The organism is Streptomyces sp. NBC_01635 (assembly GCF_045209715.1).
GTDB lineage: Bacteria > Actinomycetota > Actinomycetes > Streptomycetales > Streptomycetaceae > Streptomyces > Streptomyces hirsutus.
On record NZ_CP109277.1, the window covers coordinates 6,696,980 to 6,717,286 of the forward strand.

19 protein-coding genes are annotated in these 20,307 nt (G+C 72.3%); 13 read left to right on the forward strand and 6 right to left on the reverse strand.

The annotated features are described in order from the left end of the window. Positions 1 to 144: 144 nt before the first annotated feature. Positions 145 to 948, reverse strand: coding sequence for a VOC family protein (locus OHB56_RS31040; RefSeq protein WP_406356825.1), 804 nt, complete (start codon positions 946 to 948; stop codon positions 145 to 147). 328 nt (positions 949 to 1,276) lie between these two features. Here OHB56_RS31040 and OHB56_RS31045 point away from each other — a divergent pair, with 328 nt between their 5' ends. Then, positions 1,277 to 2,128, forward strand: coding sequence for a sulfurtransferase (locus OHB56_RS31045; protein WP_406356827.1), 852 nt, complete (start codon positions 1,277 to 1,279; stop codon positions 2,126 to 2,128). Between the two features lie 94 nt (positions 2,129 to 2,222). Here the strand turns inward: OHB56_RS31045 and sepH are convergent, their stop codons facing one another. Continuing rightward, a complete protein-coding gene (gene sepH, locus OHB56_RS31050; protein ID WP_406356829.1) occupies positions 2,223 to 3,275 on the reverse strand; it encodes a septation protein SepH in 1,053 nt (350 codons plus the stop codon). Positions 3,276 to 3,754: 479 nt separating this feature from the next. On the opposite strand from sepH, the gene OHB56_RS31055 reads away from it, so the two are divergent. Beyond that, positions 3,755 to 4,621, forward strand: a complete 867-nt coding sequence (locus tag OHB56_RS31055; protein ID WP_406356831.1) for a hypothetical protein — start codon at positions 3,755 to 3,757, stop codon at positions 4,619 to 4,621. Here OHB56_RS31055 and OHB56_RS31060 read toward each other — a convergent pair. Further along, a complete protein-coding gene (locus tag OHB56_RS31060) occupies positions 4,545 to 5,873 on the reverse strand; it encodes a D-arabinono-1,4-lactone oxidase (RefSeq protein ID WP_406356832.1) in 1,329 nt (442 codons plus the stop codon). The two genes, OHB56_RS31055 and OHB56_RS31060, sit on opposite strands and share 77 nt — an antisense overlap. Next, complete coding sequence (locus OHB56_RS31065; protein ID WP_406356834.1) at positions 5,833 to 7,092, reverse strand: MFS transporter; 1,260 nt, start codon at positions 7,090 to 7,092, stop codon at positions 5,833 to 5,835. Before OHB56_RS31065 ends, OHB56_RS31060 begins: the two co-directional genes overlap by 41 nt. A gap of 147 nt (positions 7,093 to 7,239) precedes the next feature. Here OHB56_RS31065 and OHB56_RS31070 point away from each other — a divergent pair, with 147 nt between their 5' ends. Both OHB56_RS31070 and OHB56_RS31075 read left to right on the forward strand, forming a co-directional pair. Beyond that, on the forward strand, positions 7,240 to 8,361 hold the full coding sequence (locus tag OHB56_RS31070; protein WP_406356836.1) for a ferrochelatase: 1,122 nt from the start codon (positions 7,240 to 7,242) through the stop codon (positions 8,359 to 8,361). Positions 8,362 to 8,629: 268 nt separating this feature from the next. Beyond that, positions 8,630 to 9,445 (forward strand): inositol monophosphatase family protein, encoded by an 816-nt coding sequence (locus OHB56_RS31075; protein ID WP_055625951.1) that lies wholly within the window; start codon positions 8,630 to 8,632, stop codon positions 9,443 to 9,445. A gap of 134 nt (positions 9,446 to 9,579) precedes the next feature. On the opposite strand, the gene OHB56_RS31080 is transcribed toward OHB56_RS31075, so the two are convergent. Next, positions 9,580 to 9,753 carry a hypothetical protein gene (locus tag OHB56_RS31080; protein ID WP_167353796.1) on the reverse strand — a complete coding sequence of 58 codons (174 nt, stop codon included), beginning with the start codon at positions 9,751 to 9,753 and terminating at the stop codon, positions 9,580 to 9,582. 536 nt (positions 9,754 to 10,289) lie between these two features. Between OHB56_RS31080 and OHB56_RS31085 the strand changes: the two genes are divergently transcribed. The 4 genes from OHB56_RS31085 (at position 10,290) to OHB56_RS31100 (ending at position 13,889) form a co-directional block, all read left to right on the forward strand. After that, positions 10,290 to 10,943, forward strand: a complete 654-nt coding sequence (locus tag OHB56_RS31085; protein WP_326755168.1) for a response regulator transcription factor — start codon at positions 10,290 to 10,292, stop codon at positions 10,941 to 10,943. 4 nt (positions 10,944 to 10,947) lie between these two features. Continuing rightward, positions 10,948 to 12,195, forward strand: a complete 1,248-nt coding sequence (locus OHB56_RS31090; RefSeq protein WP_406356839.1) for a sensor histidine kinase — start codon at positions 10,948 to 10,950, stop codon at positions 12,193 to 12,195. Between the two features lie 394 nt (positions 12,196 to 12,589). Beyond that, positions 12,590 to 12,886 carry a DUF4193 domain-containing protein gene (locus OHB56_RS31095; protein ID WP_003993510.1) on the forward strand — a complete coding sequence of 99 codons (297 nt, stop codon included), beginning with the start codon at positions 12,590 to 12,592 and terminating at the stop codon, positions 12,884 to 12,886. A gap of 13 nt (positions 12,887 to 12,899) precedes the next feature. Beyond that, the gene (locus tag OHB56_RS31100) at positions 12,900 to 13,889 is read left to right on the forward strand and encodes a hypothetical protein (RefSeq protein ID WP_326755170.1); all 990 of its coding nucleotides are present in this window, start codon (positions 12,900 to 12,902) and stop codon (positions 13,887 to 13,889) included. A 129-nt stretch (positions 13,890 to 14,018) separates the two neighbouring features. On the opposite strand, the gene OHB56_RS31105 is transcribed toward OHB56_RS31100, so the two are convergent. Continuing rightward, a complete protein-coding gene (locus OHB56_RS31105; RefSeq protein WP_055593330.1) occupies positions 14,019 to 14,480 on the reverse strand; it encodes a DUF3093 domain-containing protein in 462 nt (153 codons plus the stop codon). A 224-nt stretch (positions 14,481 to 14,704) separates the two neighbouring features. Here OHB56_RS31105 and OHB56_RS31110 point away from each other — a divergent pair, with 224 nt between their 5' ends. The 5 genes from OHB56_RS31110 to OHB56_RS31130 all read left to right on the forward strand — a co-directional run bounded on the left by OHB56_RS31110 (position 14,705) and on the right by OHB56_RS31130 (position 20,238). Then, complete coding sequence (locus OHB56_RS31110; RefSeq protein ID WP_326755171.1) at positions 14,705 to 15,289, forward strand: PaaI family thioesterase; 585 nt, start codon at positions 14,705 to 14,707, stop codon at positions 15,287 to 15,289. Beyond that, complete coding sequence (dut, locus tag OHB56_RS31115; protein ID WP_406356842.1) at positions 15,286 to 15,861, forward strand: dUTP diphosphatase; 576 nt, start codon at positions 15,286 to 15,288, stop codon at positions 15,859 to 15,861. The genes OHB56_RS31110 and dut overlap by 4 nt, the downstream gene beginning before the upstream one ends. A 1-nt stretch (position 15,862) precedes the next feature. Then, a complete protein-coding gene (locus tag OHB56_RS31120) occupies positions 15,863 to 16,624 on the forward strand; it encodes a DUF3710 domain-containing protein (protein WP_326755173.1) in 762 nt (253 codons plus the stop codon). A 288-nt stretch (positions 16,625 to 16,912) separates the two neighbouring features. Next, on the forward strand, positions 16,913 to 19,558 hold the full coding sequence (locus OHB56_RS31125) for an ATP-binding protein (RefSeq protein ID WP_406356844.1): 2,646 nt from the start codon (positions 16,913 to 16,915) through the stop codon (positions 19,556 to 19,558). Further along, positions 19,555 to 20,238 (forward strand): response regulator, encoded by a 684-nt coding sequence (locus OHB56_RS31130; RefSeq protein WP_326755175.1) that lies wholly within the window; start codon positions 19,555 to 19,557, stop codon positions 20,236 to 20,238. The genes OHB56_RS31125 and OHB56_RS31130 overlap by 4 nt, the downstream gene beginning before the upstream one ends. Positions 20,239 to 20,307: the final 69 nt, after the last annotated feature.

The window sequence follows — 20,307 nt, forward strand, 5'->3', positions numbered from 1 at the left end:
GCGGTCAGCTCACCGGGGCCACGGTTACGGAGGAGTTCTACTTGAGCCCGGAACATTGAGCGTGGCACGCGTCCGGGTGGCTCCGAACCGCGCTCGGACGGTGCCGAACAGGACCGGCCTTCGATTCGATGGGAAGCCTGTGGGTCATTGCGGCCCCTGCAGCAGCGAGAACCGCGCCCCCTCCGGGTCCGCCACCGTCGCGACCCGGCCGCGGGCGCTGTCGTGGGGCCGCTCGAGGACCTGGCCGCCCAGGTGCAGGACGTGGTCCACCGTGTCGTCGACGTCGGCCACGGTGAAGTACGTCGTCCAGTGCGGTCCGCGGTCCCTCGGGAGGCCGTTGCCCACGCCGTGGATGCCCGCGACGGGCCGGCCCTCCACGCTCAGGGTCACGTAGTCGAGGTCGGCGGAGACCTCGGGTCGTACGGTGTGGCCGAACACCGTCGCGTAGAACTTGGCCACGCGCTCCGACTCGAAGGTCGTCAGCTCGTTCCAGGCGGGCGCGCCGGGCACCCCGGTGACCGCCCGGCCCAGGTGCGCGGACGCCTGCCAGATACCGAAGACGGCGCCCGAGGGGTCGGAGCCGATCGCCAGCCGTCCGGCTTCGGCGGCGTCCAGCGGGCCGACGCCGATGGTGCCGCCGCACGACCGCACCGTCTCGGCGGTGCGGTCCACGTCCACCGAGGCGAAGTAGGGCGTCCAGGCCACGGGAAGATGCCGGTCCGGTGCCAGCAGTCCGATGCCGGCCACCTCGCAGCCGTCGAGCAGGGCACGTGCGTAGGGGCCGAGTTGCTGTGGGCCGGGCCGGAACTCCCAGCCGAACAGCGCTTCGTAGAACATCCGGGCCGTGTCCGGTCCGTGCACCATGAGGCTCACCCAGCAGGGTGTACCGGGTGCGTGCCGGACGGGCGCTTCACCGTCTCGGCGGGCGGACCCCCGTGCGTCGGTCATCGTCACTCTCTTCTCGGCCGCCCTCACGGTGGCCGTGCTCTTCTCGACCCGGGCGAGGGTCGCGTCGCGTCCGCTCCGCGGTCGTCCCCGTGCCGGCACTGACATCGGCCACGGCGTCGCGTGCTCCGGGCCGCCCCGTACGGCGGTTCCTGTCTCCGGAGGATGCCCGATGTGCGGGTCCCCGTCCTTTTCGGCACGCTTGCCGGAGGATGTCGATCGGTAGTACAGCATGTGCCCGATCCCGTACGCCTCGTGATCGGGTCTGCCCGGCCGAGCAGAGTAGCCGGACCTGGACGAGACGGCCACCCCGTACGTCAGGATGGTGACCATGAACGCCATCATCTCCGCATCCGAACTCGCCGCCGAACTGGCGGGCGGCGACCCGCCGGTACTGCTCGACGTCCGCTGGCGGTTGAGCACGGCCGCGGCGGCCGGTGAGCCGCCGTTCGACGGACGGGCCGCGTACCGCGACGGGCACCTTCCCGGCGCCGTATTCATCGACCTGGACAGGGAGTTGGCCGCGGCACCGGCCGGTCGGGGGCGCCATCCGCTGCCCGATCCGGAGGAGTTCGGCGCGGCGATGCGCCGGGCGGGCGTGTCGGCGGGCACACCGGTGGTCGTGTACGACGGCGGGATGGGCTGGGCGGCCGCCCGCGCGTGGTGGCTGCTGCGGTGGACGGGTCACCCGGACGTGCGGGTCCTCGACGGCGGGTTGCCGTCCTGGGACGGTCCGCTCGAGACCGCGCAGCCGGAGCCGGCCGAGGGCGACTTCGTGCCCGCATGGGGAGCGGCCGGACTGCTCGACGCCGACGGAGCGGCGGCGCTGGCCCGGTCCGGAGTGCTGCTGGACGCCCGTGCGGGAGAGCGCTACCGGGGCGAGGTGGAGCCGATCGACCCGGTCGGCGGGCACATCCCGGGCGCGGTCTCGGCGCCCACCACCGAGAACGTCGGCCCGGACGGACGTTTCCTGTCCGTCGGTGAACTGGCCACACGATTCCGGGAGTTGGGCGCGTCCACGGACAAGCGGGTCGGTGTGTACTGCGGTTCGGGGGTCTCGGGGGCGCACGAAGTGCTGGCGCTCGCGGTGGCGGGCATCCCGGCGGAGCTGTACGTCGGCTCCTGGTCGGAGTGGTCGTCGGACCCGGAGCGGCCGGTGGCGGTGGGACCGGACCCGCAGTAGACCGGAAGAGTGAAAGGGGCGCTCGTGCATGACGAGCGCCCCTTTCGTGGCATCTCAGGCCGGTTCGTCCGGTGCGGTGGCCGCTCCCGCAGGGTTACTCCTGCTTCTTGCGCCGGGTCCCGAACACGATCTCGTCCCAGCTCGGCACCGCCGCGCGACGGCCCGGACGGACTCCGTCCGCCTCCGCCTGACGGTCCGTGGAGCCGACGAGACGGTCCCGGTGGCTGGTGACGGCACGGGGCATCAGAACGTCGGCGTAGGCGGCACCGGCCGAGGCCGCGGGAGCCGGCGGCTCCTCGACCTCGGGTTCGCCGTCCGGCTCCTCGACGGCCGGCTCGGAGGCCCGCTCGGGAACCACCAGGTCGCCCCGGAAGCTCGGCACCGCCTCCAGCAGGCTGGTGAGCGAGTCCCGCTCACCGCCGGCCGTGGCCACCAACTCGTCGTCGGGTTCGGATTCCTGACCCGGCGGCAGGCCCTGCCGCTCGCGGTCACCCGGACGGTCCAGCGGGCGGTCGCGGGGCAGCCGGGCGATGCGCGGTACGAACGGGAAGCTGGGCTCGGGCGTCGCGGCGAGGTCGTCGGACTCGCCGATCAGTGAGCGGGCCTCGTCGTCGACGGCCTGGACGAGCCGCCGGGGCGGGTCGTACGTCCAGCTGGCCGAGTGCGGTTCGCCCGCGACCCGGTAGACCAGCAGCACTTCCCAGGTGCCGTCGTCGCGACGCCAGGAGTCCCACTGCACGGTGTCCTTCTCCGCGCCGCGCAGCGTCAGCCGCTCCTGCACGGCCTCGCCCAGCGGCGGACCGGAGTTCTCACCGGGCCGGCGGACGGGGGTCTTGCGGGCGCGTTCCGCCATGAAGGCGCGCTCGGCGAGCACGGGACCCTCGAAGCGGCGGACGCGGTCCACGGGGATGCCGGCCATCTGGGCGACCTCTTCCGCGGTCGCACCGGCTCGTATGCGCGCCTGGATGTCGCGGGGGCGGAGATGGCTCTCCACCTCGATCTCGATCTGGCCGAGGCGGGGACGGTCGCCACGCACCGCGGCGCGCAGGCGTTCGTCGATCGGAAGCGTGTACTCCGTGCTGTCCGCAGCCTTCAGCACCAGCCGTGTGCCGTCATTCGAGACGGCCACGACACGCAGTTCGGGCATGGGGACCTCCCGGGTGGTGCCTGCCGACGTCACGTGCGTCGCTGCTTCCGCTAGTCGAGTGTGGCCTGCCCGGGTGCAGCCTGCCACAACCTTGCCGAATTGCCCGGCGTGTCGGGCGTGGGCCCTGGCTCGCCGTTATGGCACGGTTACCTATTCGCAACGCTAAGTGACCAAATGCGTCACCCTGTGCAACTGGCCCCCTCCCGGCGGTCCTCAAGGAACCCGAGCACCCTGATGGGCGACCGGACCCAGGGCTCGCCACAGTACTCCATTCGGGCCATGTGCGTGGATCGGCGCGCCACCCGACTTCCCGCAAGGGGCGCTACTCGGCCGCGCCGGCCCGGATCCACCGAATCCGGGCGTGGGAAACTTCACGCAATCACCGAAAACGGAACTAATGACTTCGCTCGGGCGTCCCTTTGTCGTGCAGTTGATCGCTCGTGTGCGGGAACGTACGGGAAGTCAGGCAAGGTCCAGGAATGCGTGAAAGGCCGGTTGTCGCGGATGGGAACGGTGACGCGGAGGAGGGGAAGCGCGCGCGGATCGAGCTGAGCGTGCCGCAGGTCGCGGGCAGCGGGGTGGCCGCGGTGCTGGGCGCCCAGCTCGCCTCGTCCTTCGGCGTCTACGGGACCATCATCGGCGCCGGAGTCATGAGCATCGTCGCCACCTGCGGTGGAACGATCTTCCAGCACTTCTTCAAGCGCACCGGTGAGCAGCTCCGGGTGGCCGCCGCGGCGCCGGGCCGGGCGTCCGCGGTGCCGGCCGGGAGGCAGCCCTCGCGGGCGCCGGGCGAGTTCACCGAGGGCACCGTGTACCGCGGCCGGGCCAGGGAAGTGCGGCGGGGCTTGAAACGGGCCGTGGTCGCGGCCGCGCTGGTGTTCGGGGTCACGATGGCCGGAATAACCGTCTACGAACTCGCTTCGGGCCAGAGTCTCAGCGGCGCACCGGACACCACCGTCGGCAACGCGATCACCGGTGAGGGCACGTCCGGCTCCGGTGACTCGTCCGGCTCCGGCGGTTCGGACGAGCAGGATCCCGGTACCTCCGGCGACTCCGGGACGTCGGACGGCTCCGGTACCCCGGAGGAGTCAGGCGGCTCCGGCGGGGTCGGGCCGGTCCCCACGCCCTCCGCGACGCCCGGGGAGGAGGGAGCGGCCACCGGCTCCGGCGGCGACGCACCGGACGGCGGGAACGCGCCGGCGGTGACCCCGGAGGGCACCGGGAACCAGGACTCCGACGGCACCGCGAGCCCGGAACCGGACGCGTTCGCTACGTCCCCAGGACCCTCCGCAGATAGTCGTTCCGGAACAGGCGTTCCGGATCAAGACGGTCCCGCAGTGCCGTGAACTCGGCGAAACGCGGATACACCCGGGAGAAGTACGCGGCGTCCCGTGTGTTGATCTTCCCCCAGTGGGGCCGGCCCTCATGGGCGGTGAAGATGCGCTCCGCCGCCGTGAAGTACCCCTGATAGGGGGTGCCCCGGAACATGTGGACCGCGATGTACGCGGTGTCGCGGCCGGAAGCCGTGGACAGGGGGATGTCGTCGGCCGGGGCCGTGCGCACCTCGACGGGAAAGCTGACCCGCAGGGGGGAGCGGTCGACCATGGCCTTCAGTTCGCGCAGCGTGTCCACCAGGGCTTCGCGCGGCACCGCGTACTCCATCTCCACGAAGCGCACCCGGCGCGGCGACGTGAACACCTTGTACGGGATGTCGGTGTAGGTCCGCGCGGACAGGGCCCTGCTGGAGACGCGCGCGAGGGTGGGGACGGTCGCGGGCACCGCGCGGCCGACCCAGTTCGCCGCCTGGAAGACGCCGTTGGAGAGGAACTCGTCGTCGATCCAGCCCCGGACGGGATGCACCGGCCGTTCCGGGCCGGCGCTGCGGTTGTTCCGCTTGGTGTTCGTGTTTCCGGTGTGCGGGAACCAGTAGAACTCGAAGTGCTCGTTCTCGGCGTGCAGTTCGTCGAACTCGGCCAGCACCCGGTCCAGGGGCATCGGCTCCTCGCGGGCCGTGAGCAGGAAGATCGGCTCGACCGCGAAGGTGATCGCGGAGACGATGCCGAGGGCGCCGAGACCGATCCGGGCCGCGGCGAAGACCGCGCGCTCCTCGGCGGTCCCCTCCGCCGAGCAGGTGAGCACCGAACCGTCGGCGGTGACCAGCTCCAGCCCTCGGATCTGCGCGGCGAGGGAGGCCGAGTCGCGGCCGGTCCCGTGGGTGCCGGTGCTGGTGGCCCCGGAGACGGTCTGCTCCATGATGTCGCCCATGTTGGTGAGCGACAGCCCTTCCCGCGCGAGAGCCGCGTTGAGCCGCTTGATCGGGGTGCCGGCCCCGACCGTGACGGTGCCCGCCTCGCGGTCGATGTCCCGGATCCCCGCCAGCAGATGAGGGCGGATCTGCACACCGTCGGTGGCCGCGATCGAGGTGAAGGAGTGCCCGGTGCCCACCGCCTTCACCGGAAGACCGTCCTCGGCGGCCCGGCGCACGACCGCCGCCAGTTCGTCGACGGAGGCCGGCGCGACCTCCCGCGCGGGGTGGGCGAGGACGGTGCCTCCCCAGTTACGCCACGTTCCGTTCCTCGTGCTCGCCGTGCTGCCCAACGGAGCCTCCCCGACCCGGAGCCGGCCGCTTGAGCCGACGGTACCCGAGGAAACCGACCGCGACCGCGACGGCCCCGGACACCGCCGGAACCCCGTACCCGGCACGCGCCCCGGCCGCGTCGATCACCCAGCCGGACGCGGCGGAGCCGAGAGCGACCCCGACCGCGAGCCCGGTGCTCACCCAGGTCATGCCTTCGGTGAGCTGCGCGCGTGGTACGTGCTCTTCGATGAGGGACATCGTCGTGATCATCGTGGGAGCGATGGACAGACCCGCAACGAACAGCGCCACGGCCAGAAACGGCAGGTTTCCGACCAGTAGGAGGGGGATCATACTCACGGCCATGGCACATATGCCCAGCAGCCAGCGGCGCTCGGGCGCCCCGGCGAAACGCATCAGCCCGAATGTCAGGCCCGCCACGCAGGAGCCCAGCGCGTACACGGCGAGCACCACGCTGGCGGCGGCCTTGTGCCCGCGCTCCTCCGCGAAGGCCACGGTGACCACGTCCACGCCGCCGAAGATCGCCCCCGTCGCCGCGAAGGTGGCCACCAGGACCTGCAGGCCCGGGGAGCTCAGCGCCGTACCGCCGCCCATGACCCTGCCGCCGTCGCCCGTGCGCTCGCGCGGGTGCGGGGCCGGTTCGGTGGCGTGCTGGGCCGTCAGCCAGAAGACGCCGACCGCGAGGAAGCAGGCCGCGAGCAGCGGACCGGCCTCGGGGAACCACGCCGTGGACAGCCCGATGGAGATGATCGGCCCGAGGATGAAGCACATCTCGTCCACCACGGACTCGAAGGAGTACGCGGTGTGCAGCTGCGGGGTGCCGCGGTACAGGGCGGCCCAGCGGGCCCGGATCATCGCGCCGAGGCTCGGGACGCAGCCGATGCCGGCGCAGGCGACGAAGAGCACCCAGTCCGGCCAGCCGTAGTGCGCGGCGAGCAGCAGCAGGGCCGCCGCGCCGAGCGCGAGCAGCGTCGCCGGACGCAGCACCCGCCGCTGCCCGTACTGGTCCACCAGGCGGGAGACCTGAGGGCCCGCGACCGCGGCGGCCAGGGCGATGGTGGCCGACAGGGCGCCGGCGAGCCCGTACCGTCCGGTCAGCTGGGACACCATCGTGACCACGCCGATGCCCATCATGGCCAGGGGCATCCGGCCGATGAACCCCGCGGCGGAGAAGGCCTTGCTGCCAGGGGCGGCGAACAGGGCGGGATAAGGGCTGGGCACGAGGTCTCCGAAGCTCTCAGTAAGGCGCGACCGCAGGCGATACAGCTTACGGGTTAGGTAACCCTAATGTCTCCTGGGGACAGGGGCGCGGCCCGGTCGGCCCCCCGCCGTTGCCCGGCGGCCTGCGACGGGTGGCAGGATCGAGGCATGCCTGACGAGCTCGATCCCACCCCCTACGACGCCCTGCTCCTGCTCTCCTTCGGCGGTCCCGAAGGCCCGGACGACGTGGTCCCGTTCCTGGAGAACGTGACGCGCGGGCGCGGCATCCCCAAGGAACGCCTGAAAGAGGTCGGGGAGCACTACTTCCTGTTCGGCGGGGTCAGCCCCATCAACGAACAGAACCGCGCCCTGCTGGACGCCCTGCGCAAGGACTTCGCCGGCCACGGCCTGAACCTCCCGGTCTACTGGGGCAACCGCAACTGGGCGCCCTACCTGACCGACACCCTGCGCGAGATGATCCGCGACGGCCGCCGCCGCATCGTCGTCCTGGCCACCAGCGCCTACGCCTCGTACTCCGGCTGCCGCCAGTACCGCGAGGACCTTGCCGACTCCCTGGCGGCGCTGGCGGCCGAGGGCCTGGAGCTGCCCCGGGTCGACAAGCTGCGGCACTACTTCAACCACCCCGGCTTCGTGGAGCCCATGGTCGACGGGATCGTCCGCTCGCTCGCCGACCTGCCCGAGGAGGTGCGCGAGGGCGCCCACATCGCCTTCTGCACCCACTCGATCCCCCTCGCCGCCGCCGACACCTCGGGCCCCGTCGAGCAGCACGGCGACGGCGGTGCGTACGTGGCACAGCACCTGGAGGTGGCCCGGCTGATCGCCGACGCGGTGCGGGAGCGCACCGGAGTGGAGCACCCCTGGCAGCTCGTCTACCAGTCCCGCTCCGGAGCCCCGCACATCCCCTGGCTGGAGCCCGACATCTGCGACCACCTCGAGGAGCGGCACGCGGCCGGGGCCCCGGCCGTGGTCATGGCTCCCATCGGCTTCGTCTCCGACCACATGGAGGTCCTCTACGACCTCGACACCGAGGCCACGGCCAAGGCCGGAGAACTGGGGCTGCCGGTGCGCCGCTCGGCGACCGTGGGCGCCGACCCGAGGTTCGCCGCCGCGATCCGCGACCTGGTCGTGGAGCGCGCCGCCACCGAACGCGGCGAGGACGTCGCCCCCTGCGTCCTGGGCGGACTCGGCGCGAGCCACAACCTCTGCCCGGTGGGCTGCTGTCCGGCCCGTGCCCCGCGGCCCGCCGCCGCGGGCGCCGACAGCCCTTAGGGGCTGTCCGGCGGATCATGCCGGAGACGCGGGGTCTGGCACGCCCTCCCCCAAGCTCTTCGAGCAGGGGGTGCCCCCAGCGGCGTTGTCGTCGGTCGCCGACTCCCCCACTCTCGACTTCGCTCGAGCGGGGGGACCCCCATCGCGTCGACTCTCTCCTCCGCCTTGCAGCTGCACGCACCAGACCCCGCTCGCCCCAGCTGGAAAGATGCTGCCAGTTACCTCCGACTTGATCCGCCGGAAAGCCCCTACGCCTGAGGAGCGCGCCGTGACCGACCCCCTGCACGCGGAACTGCTGCAGCTGGCCCGCGAAGCGGCACGCCGCGCGGGTGAGCTGCTGCGGGACGGCCGCCCGGCCGACCTCGAGGTCGCCGCGACCAAGTCCAGCCCGATCGACGTGGTCACCGAGATGGACATCGCGGCCGAGAAGCTGATCACCGGGCTGATCGCCGAGCACCGGCCCGACGACGGCGTCCTCGGCGAGGAGGGCGGCTCGACCGAGGGCACCAGCGGCGTCCGCTGGGTGATCGACCCGCTCGACGGCACGGTCAACTACCTGTACGGGCTGCCCACGTGGGCCGTCTCCATCGCCGCCGAGCAGGACGGCGAGACCGTCGTCGGGGTGGTCGCCGCCCCGATGCGGGGTGAGACGTATCACGCGGTCCGCGGCGGCGGGGCACGGGCCACCGGCGCGTGGGAGGGCGAGCGCACGCTGACCTGCCGCCCGTCACCGCCCCTGGACCGGGCGCTGGTCTCGACCGGCTTCAACTACGTCACCGAGGTGCGCACCCACCAGGCCGGTGTCGCGCAACGGCTGATCCCGCTCCTGCGGGACATCCGGCGCGGCGGTTCGGCCGCGGTCGACCTCTGCGACCTGGCCTGCGGCCGGCTCGACGGCTACTACGAGCGCGGGTTGCATCCCTGGGACCTGGCCGCGGGGGACCTGATCGCCCGGGAAGCGGGCGCGCTGACCGGTGGACGGCCCGGTGAGCGTCCCTCGTGGGACCTCGCGGTCGCGGCCACCCCGGGTGTCTTCGAGCCCCTCCAGCGGCTGCTGGAGGACTTCGGCGCCTGGCACGACTGACGGAAGGCCGGGACGAGGGCCACGGAGATCTCTGAGATCTCTGAGATTCCGGAGAACGACGAAGCGGGCCCCGGCGCTGGATTCGCCGGGGCCCGCTCCTGTCGAGTCATGTCGAGCTCATGGCATCGGGCTGATCAGACGCGGGCCACGCCGACCTCCACACCGTGCTCGGCGGCGAGCCGGCGCAGGTCGTCGAGCTCGCCCTGCTCCACCTCGACGAGGAAGTCGTCGCCCTCGTCGCGAGCCCGGGACAGATCGGACTCGGTCGTCCTTATGCGCTGCAGAAGTCCTGCGGTGAAAGCGTCCATGCTGCGCCCCCTCGTCCTGGGTCGTGGGTCGATGGCACGGGGGTGTGCCGGTTCGGAAAGGGACGATCACGCTTCCGGTGGATGACCGGCGCCGCTCGGCCGGGGGGCTACGGCTTCGGACATCCGGGTCCGCCCTGCGGGAAACGGACCGAAGCACACCGCATGGTGGTGCGGTGCAAGCAGAGCGTGATCGCGGGATGTAAAACCCGTCCTCCCCAGGCTCCCTTCCGCGGAAACCTAACCGGACGAGGAAATCTCGTATTCCCCATCCGTTCCCCGGGACGTTCCCCGGTCCCCCGCCCTCGCGCCACCGCCCGTTCGCCGGGCCCGCGCCGGCCCGCCACCGCCCGCTTCCCGGTCCGGTGGCCCTCCGCCGCGGCCCGCCGCCCGGCCCGTCCCCTCCCGCCACCGCCCGTTCCCCGGCTTACAGCCGACTTACGGCCGAAAAGGGCAGGATGGAGGCAACACACTCACCAGGACCCTGCGCGCGTGCGCTCCGGAGCGCTGCCCGGCAGGACGTAGGAAGGACAAGCGACGTGCGCGTACTCGTCGTCGAGGACGAGCAACTGCTCGCCGATGCGGTGGCCACCGGACTGCGCCGGGAGGCCATGGCCGTCGACGTCGTGTACGACGGTGCGGCCGCCCTCGAGCGCATCGGCGTCAACGACTACGACGTGGTCGTCCTCGACCGCGACCTCCCCCTCGTGCACGGTGACGACGTGTGCCGCAGGATCGTCGAACTCGGCATGCCCACGCGCGTGCTGATGCTCACGGCCTCGGGCGACGTCAGCGACCGTGTCGCGGGCCTGGAGATCGGCGCCGACGACTATCTGCCCAAGCCCTTCGCGTTCAGTGAGCTCATCGCGCGGGTGCGCGCCCTGGGGCGGCGCACCAGCGTGCCGCTGCCGCCGGTCCTGGAGCGCGCCGGGATCAAGCTCGACCCCAACCGTCGCGAGGTCTTCCGCGACGGCAGGGAGGTCCAGCTCGCGCCCAAGGAGTTCGCCGTCCTGGAAGTGCTCATGCGCAGCGAGGGCGCCGTCGTCTCGGCCGAACAGCTCCTCGAGAAGGCCTGGGACGAGAACACCGACCCGTTCACCAACGTGGTGCGGGTGACCGTCATGACCCTGCGCCGCAAACTGGGCGAGCCGCCGGTCATCGTGACCGTGCCCGGCTCGGGCTACCGGATCTGATCCCGTGGCCACCACTCCCACCCCCACACCGCCGCCCCCGCCGGCACCTCCGAAGCCCACCTGGGACCCCCGACATCCCGTACCGCCCTTCCCCTGGCTGCGCCCGACCATCCGGATACGGCTCACCCTGCTCTACGGCGGCATGTTCCTGATCGCCGGGATCCTGCTGCTGTCGATCATCTACCTGCTCGCCGCGAACGCGCTGAACGTGGGCAGCGACCTGCCCTTCGAGATCGTGTCCGGGCAGGTGTCCAGCGACATCTGCCGGCTGCACAGCGCCCGGCTGCCCGCCGAGGAGCTGAACGCCGCGCTGAACGCCTGTGTGAACAAGCAGCGCCAGCACGCCCTGGACAACCTGCTCAGCCGCTCGCTCCTGGCCCTGCTCGGCCTCGCGGTCATCGCCTTCGCCTTCGGGTACGCCATGGCCGGCCGCGTCCTGTCGCCGCTGGGCCGGATCACCCGCACCGCGCGCGCGGTGGCGGGCTCCGACCTGTCCCGCCGGATCGAGCTGGACGGCCCGGACGACGAGCTCAAGGAGCTGGCCGACACCTTCGACGACATGCTGGAGCGGTTGCAGCGGGCCTTCACCGCCCAGCAGCGCTTCGTGGGCAACGCCTCGCACGAGCTGCGCACCCCGCTGGCGATCAATCGCACGCTGCTCGAGGTGCACCTCTCCGACCCGGGCGCGCCGGTCGAGCTCCAGCAGCTCGGCAAGACGCTGCTGGCTACCAACGAGCGCAGCGAGCAGCTCGTGGAGGGCCTGCTGCTGCTCGCCCGCAGCGACAACCAGATCGTCGAGCGCAAGCCGGTGGATCTCGCCGAGGTGGCCTCCCAGGCCATCGACCAGGTGCACGCCGAGGCGCAGGCCAAGGGTGTGGAGATCCGCGGAGTGCGGAAGCCCGCGGTCGTCCGGGGCAACGGCGTCCTGCTGGAGCGGATCGCCCTGAACCTGGTCCAGAACGCCGTGCGCTACAACGTGGCCGAGCAGGGGTGGGTGGAGGTCACCACCGACGTCGAACACGGGCAGGCGGTCCTGGTGGTGTCCAACACGGGCCCGGTGGTACCGGCGTACGAGGTCGACAATCTGTTCGAGCCCTTCCGGCGGTTGCGCACCGAGCGGACGGGCAGCGACAAGGGGGTCGGTCTGGGGCTCTCCATCGTCCGGTCGGTGGCGCGGGCGCACGGCGGGCACATCTATGCCCAGCCGCGTGAGGGCGGCGGGCTCGTGATGCGAGTCACTCTGCCGATCTGACATCATGTCGCCGACACGACGGGGTGTTCGCTTTGGGCGGAATCGCCGGAGCGTCTCCCCGGCGACCCCCCTGTGGGATCGATCACAGGGGGGATGTCCGGTCCGTCGACGCTCCGTGATCATGAAGTCCCCGGAAGGCCGGGTATATCCCGGTTTTCAGGGGCTTCGATTACGGGAAGTACACGGTGAGGCGGCTTTGAAGTGCCGCGTTCGGACCGTGTACGGTCCCCATCGCCATCCAAGCCGACCGCTCGTGAGGGGTTCGGTTGGGTGTCGATTGAGTAACAGACCTTGATGTGAGGCAAAATCTCCGCCTCGGGTCGGGCACAAGTCCGGCCTCTCGCGCGTTACGTGCGCTGAAGAGACCGCATACACCCAGAGGGGGAGAGCGACCATGGCAACCGATTACGACACTCCACGCAAGACCGACGACGACGTCGACTCGGACAGTCTTGAAGAGCTGAAGGCCCGCCGCAACGACAAGTCGGCCTCGGCCGTCGACGTCGACGAGTTCGAGGCCGCGGAAGGCCTCGAGCTGCCCGGCGCGGACCTGTCGAACGAAGAGCTGGCCGTCCGGGTCCTGCCCAAGCAGCAGGACGAGTTCACCTGCATGAGCTGCTTCCTGGTGCACCACCGCAGCCAGCTGGCCCGAGAGAAGAACGGCCAGCCGATCTGCCGCGACTGCGACTGAGGGCGGGTCGGCCGTGACTGGCTCGACCCCACCTCGGAAGCGCCGCTTCCTCCCGAGGGGAGCGGACTCGGGGCCGCAGGACGGCCCCCGTCGCGACGCGCGTGATCACGAGCGAGGCTCAACCGATACCGGCTCGACCGATACCGGGGCGGCCTCGCTCGAACCCGTAGCCGACCGGGGTGACCTCCCGGCACCCGTGGAGGTCACCGCCGCGGCCCCGGTGGCCCGCAGACGCGCGGCGGCGGTCCGTGACAAGGCCAGGGAAGGCGCCCAGAAGGGCGGCGCCCGCGCGCGTGCGGGCCTGGCGTACCTCGCGGACCGGATCATCGAACTCGCCCCGCGGGTGCCCGTACGGGACCTGGGGACGCTGCGCCGGCAGTTCCCCGGGCTCGGTCCCGAGGAACTCGCGGAGAAGCTCGTGGCGGGCGCCTCCAGGGCCACGGCGACGGTCGGGGCCGGTGTGGGCGCGGCGGCGGCGATGCCGGTGCCTCCCGCGATGCCGACGGAGCTGGCCGCCGAGATCACCGGCGTCGCGGCGATCGAACTCAAGCTGATCGCCGAACTCCACGAGGTCTACGGCGTACGCCCGGCCGGCCATCTCGTGCAGCGCAGCACCGTGTATCTGAACTCCTGGTCACAGGAGCGCGGGATCGAGGCGAGCAAGCCCTCGACCGTGAACGCGGCGCTGAACAGCCGCATGAAGCGCGAACTGCGCCAGCGGATCATGAAGCGCACCGTCCGCAACCTGCCGAACCTGATGCCGTTCCTGGTGGGAGCCGCCGTCGGCGCGGTCATGAACCGCCGGGACACCAGGAAGCTCGCCACTCGCATCCAGACCGACCTCCGCAAGATCCAGGTCCCCTGGGACGCGTTGCCCGCTCTCCCCGCCCTCGACGCCCCGGCCGACGTCCTGGAGATGGACAAGCTCACCGGCGGCGCCCTCCGCAAGGCACTCCGCAGCGGCGGCCACCCGGACGGGAGCGACGGTCCCAAGAGAGGCTGATCCGGCTGATCCCGAATACGGCACAGCGGAAACGACGGCGGGCGGGAACGACGGGGCAGTGGGCGACGGACCTCGTCGGCCCCCCTGATGCCCCCCAGGTGACGGTTCGCCCGGGCGTTCCCCGCCGTACTACGCGGCGGCCTTCGCCGCCCGCAGGGCCTCCGCCAGCCGTTCCGGCTCGCGCGTCGACAGGAAGGCGTACGGCGTCGGGTCCTCCGGGTCGGTGATCTCCACCCGCAGCGCCCCCGGCACGTAGGCCCGCAGCAGCATGAAGCAGCGCGGGTCCGCCCGGTGGGTGCGCCAGGCACGTGCCTCCTCGGCGTCCAGGACCTCCATCTCGCCCAGCGCCGACACCGGGATCTTCGCCTCCCCGGCGATCAGCAGGCCGCCCACGACCCGGATCCGCACCGAGCCGTACGCGCTGGCCGCCGCCGCGGCCGCCGCGGTGCCGCCGGCCAGGCCGCCGAGCATCGGCAGGACGCCCAACGGCAGCACGATCAGTGCCATCGAGACACCCGCGAGCAAGGAGATCAGCCACCAGGAGCGGGGAGCGGTCAGGCGTTCTTCGTAAGGCAGGGCGGAGAGCTGCATGGATCCAAGCTTGGCACGGTGCCGGCACAGGGCCGCGGCCAGGGCGGCGGGCGCGAAGTGCTGTCAGGCGGGGCGGTGGTGGGTGACGGGCGGGTCGAGGTGGTCGGCGCGAAGCGCTGTCGAGCAGGGCGGTGGTGGGTGACGGGCGGATCGAGGTGGTCGGCGCGAAGCGCTGTCGAGCAGGGCGGTGGTGGGTGACGGGCGGGCGGGTAAGGTCTGCGCCTGTGAGTGGTACTTCCTCAACTCTTCATCCCCCCGCCGACGCCGTGCCGCCGGTGCGTCATCCGGATGCTCCCGCCCCCGGTGAGCTGCTCGGCGCCCACTACGACCAGTGCTTCGGCTGCGGCGGCGAGCAGCCCCACGGGCTGCACATCGAGGCGCGGGCCGGCGAAGGCGTGTCGGTCACCGCCTCGTTCACCGTGCGCCCCGCCCACCAGGGCGCCCCGGGTCTCGCGCACGGCGGGGTGCTCGCCAGTGCGCTGGACGAGACGCTCGGCGCGCTGAGCTGGCTGCTGCGCACGATCGCCGTGACCGGCAGGCTCGAGACCGACTACGTCCGTCCCGTGCCGGTCGACGCCACCCTCCACCTGGAGGCGGAGGTGACCGCGGTGGCCGGACGGAAGATCTACTCCACCGCGACCGGACGCATCGGCGGCCCCGACGGCCCGGTCGCGGTCCGCGCCAACGCGCTGTTCGTCGAGGTCAAGATCGACCACTTCGTCGACCACGGCCGCGAGGAGGAGATCCAGGCGGCCATGGGCGACCCGGACCAGGTCCGTCGCGCCCGCGCCTTCGAGGTGAACCCGTGACCGGACCCTGGGGCGACGCGCGTCCTGAGGGCCGGCTCGAGGTGCTGATCCGGCGCGTCGACCCGGACGTGCCGCTTCCGGCGTACGAGCACCCCGGTGACGCGGGTGCCGACCTGCGGACCACCGAGGCGTGCGAACTCGCGCCCGGGGAACGGGCCGTTCTGCCCACCGGAGTGTCTGTGGCCCTGCCGGAGGGGTACGCGGCCTTCGTGCACCCGCGATCCGGACTGGCCGCGCGCTGCGGCGTCGCCCTGGTGAATGCCCCGGGGACGGTTGATGCCGGGTACCGTGGGGAGATCAAGGTGATCGTGGTGAATCTCGACCCGCGCGAGGCCGTGCGGTTCGAGCGTTTCGACCGGATTGCCCAACTGGTCGTCCAGCAGGTCGAGCGGGTCCGTTTCGTGCCGGTCGCGGAGCTGCCCCGCTCGGTACGGGCCGAGGGGGGCTTCGGATCCACCGGCGGCCATGCCGCGGTGGAAGGTAAGAGCGGCACAAGCGTTCAGGCCGCCGTCGGCGGCGCAGTGGGTGGGAATCGATACGCTTCGGTCGTATCCGACCGGGAAGGACAGTGACGTGTTCGGACGTCGCAAGAAGAGGGATGCCGCCGAGGACGCGGCCGGCGAGGCCGAGCAGGTCGTCGACGGTGTCGACACGGAGGCGGGCGGTGCGACCGAGCGGCTGAGGCTCGAGCCGGCGCCGCGGCCCGACGGGCCCTGGGACAGCTCCGAGGTGAGGGAGCCCGGCGAGGGCAGGGTCGACCTGGGCGGTCTGTTCGTGCCCGGAGTGGACGGCATGGAGCTGCGGGTCGAGGTCGCCGGCGACGCGATCGTCGCGGCCACCGTCGTGCTGCACGACAGCGCCATCCAGTTGCAGGGTTTCGCGGCCCCCAAGCGTGAGGGCATCTGGGGCGAGGTCCGCGAGGAGATCGCGGCCGGCATCACCCAGCAGGGCGGCATCATCGACGAGGTCGAGGGCCCGCTGGGCTGGGAGCTGCGGGCCCAGGTGCCGGTGCAGCTGCCGGACGGCACGGGCGGCTTCCAGGTCGTCCGGTTCGTCGGCGTGGACGGACCGCGCTGGTTCCTGCGCGGGGTGATCTCGGGTCAGGGCGCGGTGCAGCCGCAGGCCGCCGGGCTGCTGGAGCAGATCTTCCGGGACACGGTCGTGGTGCGCGGGGAGGGCCCGATGGCGCCGCGCGACCCGATCGTCCTGAAGCTGCCCGACGACGCGCAGATGGTCCCCGAGGGCGTGCAGCAGGAGGAGGCCTCCGAGGGCTCCCGCTTCGCGGGCGGCATGGGACAGCTGGCGCGCGGACCGGAGATCACCGAGGTCCGCTGATCGCCCGGCGCTTCGCAGCCACGACGACGGGGCCGTACCCGGCCAGGACGCTGTTGACCGACAGCGTCCCCACCGGGTGCGGCCCCGCCGCCGTGGGCGGGCTCCCCGGCGGAACTCCGACGCCCGCCCGCAGCCGCCCGTCAGGGTTTCGTCAAGGACGCGTCCCGCGTCCCGGCCGCCGCCTTCGGCCGCCCCGGACGAACGTAGGGTCGACTCCGCGCAGACAGCGGTGGACCGGTGACCGGCAACCGACGGCCCGGCTGTCCGGAACCGGAAGACAATGAGGGCATGGGACGCGGCAGACTTCGGATCCACCTCGGCGCGGCACCGGGCGTCGGCAAGACGTACGCGATGCTGTCCGAGGCGCAGCGCCGTGTCGAGCGGGGCACCGACTGCGTGGTCGGGTTCGTCGAGCACCACGACCGGCCGCGTACCAGGGCACTCCTGGAGGGCCTGGAACAGATACCGCGCCGGGAGCTGGAGTACCGCGGCGCGGTCCTCCCCGAGATGGACCTCGACGCCGTCCTCGCCCGCCGCCCCCAAGTGGTCCTCGTCGACGAACTCGCCCACACCAACGTGCCCGGCTCGCGCAACGCGAAGCGCTGGCAGGACGTGGAGGAGCTGCTGACCGCCGGGATCGACGTGCTGTCGACCCTCAACATCCAGCACCTGGAGTCCCTCGGCGACGTCGTGGAGTCGATCACCGGCGTCCGGCAGCAGGAGACCGTACCGGACGAGGTGGTGCGGCGGGCCGACCAGACGGAGCTGGTCGACATGACGCCCGAGGCGCTCCGCCGCCGGATGGCGCACGGCAACGTCTACCAGCCGGACAAGGTCGATGCGGCCCTGTCGAACTACTTCCGTCCCGGCAACCTCACCGCGCTCAGGGAACTCGCGCTGCTGTGGGTGGCCGACCGGGTCGACGAGTACCTCCAGCGGTACCGCAGCGAGCACGACGTCTCGGCGATCTGGGGGTCACGCGAACGGATCGTGGTCGGCCTGACCGGCGGTCCCGAGGGCCGGACCCTGATCCGCCGTGCCGCGCGGCTGGCCGAGAAGGGCGCGGGAGGCGAGGTGCTCGCGGTCTACATCGCCCGCGGGGACGGTCTCACCGCCGCCTCGCCCGGCGAACTGGCCGAGCAGCGGACCCTGGTGGAAAGCCTGGGCGGCACCTTCCACCACGTGGTCGGGGACGACATTCCGGCCGCCCTGCTCGCCTTCGCGCGCGCGGCGAACGCCACCCAGATCGTGCTGGGCTCCTCGCGCCGCAAGACGTGGCAGTACGTCTTCGGCCCCGGCGTCGGAGCGACCGTCGCCCGGGACTCCGGTCCCGACCTGGACGTGCACATCGTGACCCACGAGGCGATCGCCAAGGGACGCGGACTGCCGGTGGCCCGGGGCGCCCGGCTCGGGCGGTCGCGGGTGGCGTGGGGCTGGGCGGTCGGAGTGGCGGGCCCCGCGGTGCTGGCCGTGCTGCTCAGCGCCTTCGACCCGGGCCTGGCCAACGACATGCTGCTGTTCCTGTCGCTGACCGTGGCCGCGGCGCTGCTCGGCGGGCTCCGGCCGGCCCTGGCCTCGGCGGCCTTCGGCTCGCTGCTGCTGAACTACTTCTACACGCCGCCCCTGCACCGCTGGTCGGTCTCCGACCCGAAGAACATCATCGCCATCGTGATCTTCGTCGCCGTCGGCGCGGCGGTGGCGTCCGTCGTCGACCTCGCCGCCCGCCGCACGCACCAGGCGGCCCGGCTGCGCGCCGAGTCGGAGATACTGTCGTTCCTCGCCGGCAACGTGCTGCGCGGCGAGACCGGCCTGGAGGAGCTGCTGGAACGGGTCCGCCAGACGTTCGGCATGGAGTCGGCGGCGCTGCTGGAACGCGCGGGCGACGTCGAGCCGTGGACCTGCGCCGGACGGACCGGCACCGGACCGGTCCTCGAGCGGCCCGACGACGCCGACGTGGACGTTCCGGTGGGGGACCACATGGCGCTCGTGCTGACCGGACGGGTCCTGCCCGCCGAGGACCGCCGGGTGCTGGGCGCCTTCGCCGCCCAGGCCGCCGTCGCCCTGGACCGCCGCCGGCTGCGCGCCGAGGCCGACCGGGCGCGCACCCTCGCCGAGGGCAACCGCATCCGCACCGCCCTGCTGGCCGCCGTCAGCCACGACCTGCGCACCCCGCTGGCCGGGATCAAGGCAGCGGTCTCCTCGCTGCGCTCCGAGGACGTCGACTGGTCGCCCGAGGACCGGGCCGAGCTGCTCGAGGGCATCGAGGGCGGCGCCGACCGCCTGGACCACCTGGTGGGCAACCTGCTCGACATGTCCCGCCTGCACACCGGCACGGTCACCCCGCTGATCCGCGAGGTCGATCTGGACGAGGTGGCGCCCATGGCGCTCGGCGGGGTGCCCGAGGGCAGCGTCACCCTGGACATCCCGGAGACCCTCCCCATGGTCGCCGTCGACCCCGGGCTGCTGGAGCGGGCGATGGCCAACCTGATCGAGAACGCCGTCAAGTACGCTCCCGCCGGTACCCCCGTCCTGGTGGCCGCCAGCGCGCTCGCCGACCGGGTCGAGGTGCGGGTGGTCGACCGCGGTCCCGGCGTCCCCGACGACGCGAAGGACCGCATATTCGAGCCTTTCCAGCGCTACGGCGACGCCCCGCGCGGGGCCGGGGTGGGCCTCGGCCTGGCGGTGGCGCGCGGCTTCACCGAGGCCATGGGCGGCTCCCTGAACGCAGACGACACCCCGGGCGGCGGCCTCACCATGACACTGACCCTCCGCGCGGCGGCGACGGCGGCAACGGCGGAGACCTCGGCGACGGAAGCGACGGCCGGGACGAGGGCCCCCACGGCGACACCCACGGCGCCCGTGGGCCCGCAGCCCGTCCGCCCAGCAGAATCGGGGCCCGTTCGCCCCGCAGAACTGGAAAGGCACTCCTCATGACCCGTGTGCTGGTGGTCGACGACGAACCGGCGATCGTGCGCGCCCTCGTGATCAACCTCAAGGCCCGCTCGTACGAGGTCGACTCCGCCCACGACGGTGCCGACGCCCTCCGCCTGGCCGCCGCCCGCCCCCCCGACGTGGTCGTCCTGGACCTGGGCCTGCCCGACATGGACGGCGTCGAGGTGATCCGGAGCCTGCGCGGCTGGACCCGGGTGCCGATCCTGGTGCTGTCCGCCCGGCACGCCTCCGACGAGAAGGTCCAGGCGCTCGACGCGGGAGCCGACGACTACGTCACCAAGCCCTTCGGCATGGACGAACTGCTGGCCAGGCTGCGGGCCGCCGTGCGCCGCGCCGAGCCCTCCGGCGAGGACGAGGGCGACCTGGTGGTGGAGACCGACGAGTTCACCGTCGACCTGGCCGCGAAGAAGGTCCACCGCGACGGCAAGGACGTACGGCTGACCCCCACCGAATGGCATCTGCTGGAGGTGCTCGTACGCAACGGCGGCCGGCTCGTGGCACAGAAGCAGCTGCTCCGGGAGGTCTGGGGGCCGTCGTACGGGACGGAGACGAACTACCTGCGCGTGTACATGGCGCAGCTGCGCCGCAAGCTGGAGGCCGACCCGGCTCATCCGAAGCACTTCATCACCGAGCCGGGCATGGGCTACCGCTTCGAACGGTGAGTGACCGCCCGCGGCGCGCACCGCGCGGTGCCCGCCGCGCGTGCGGCGGGTGCCGCATGCGCGGCGGGT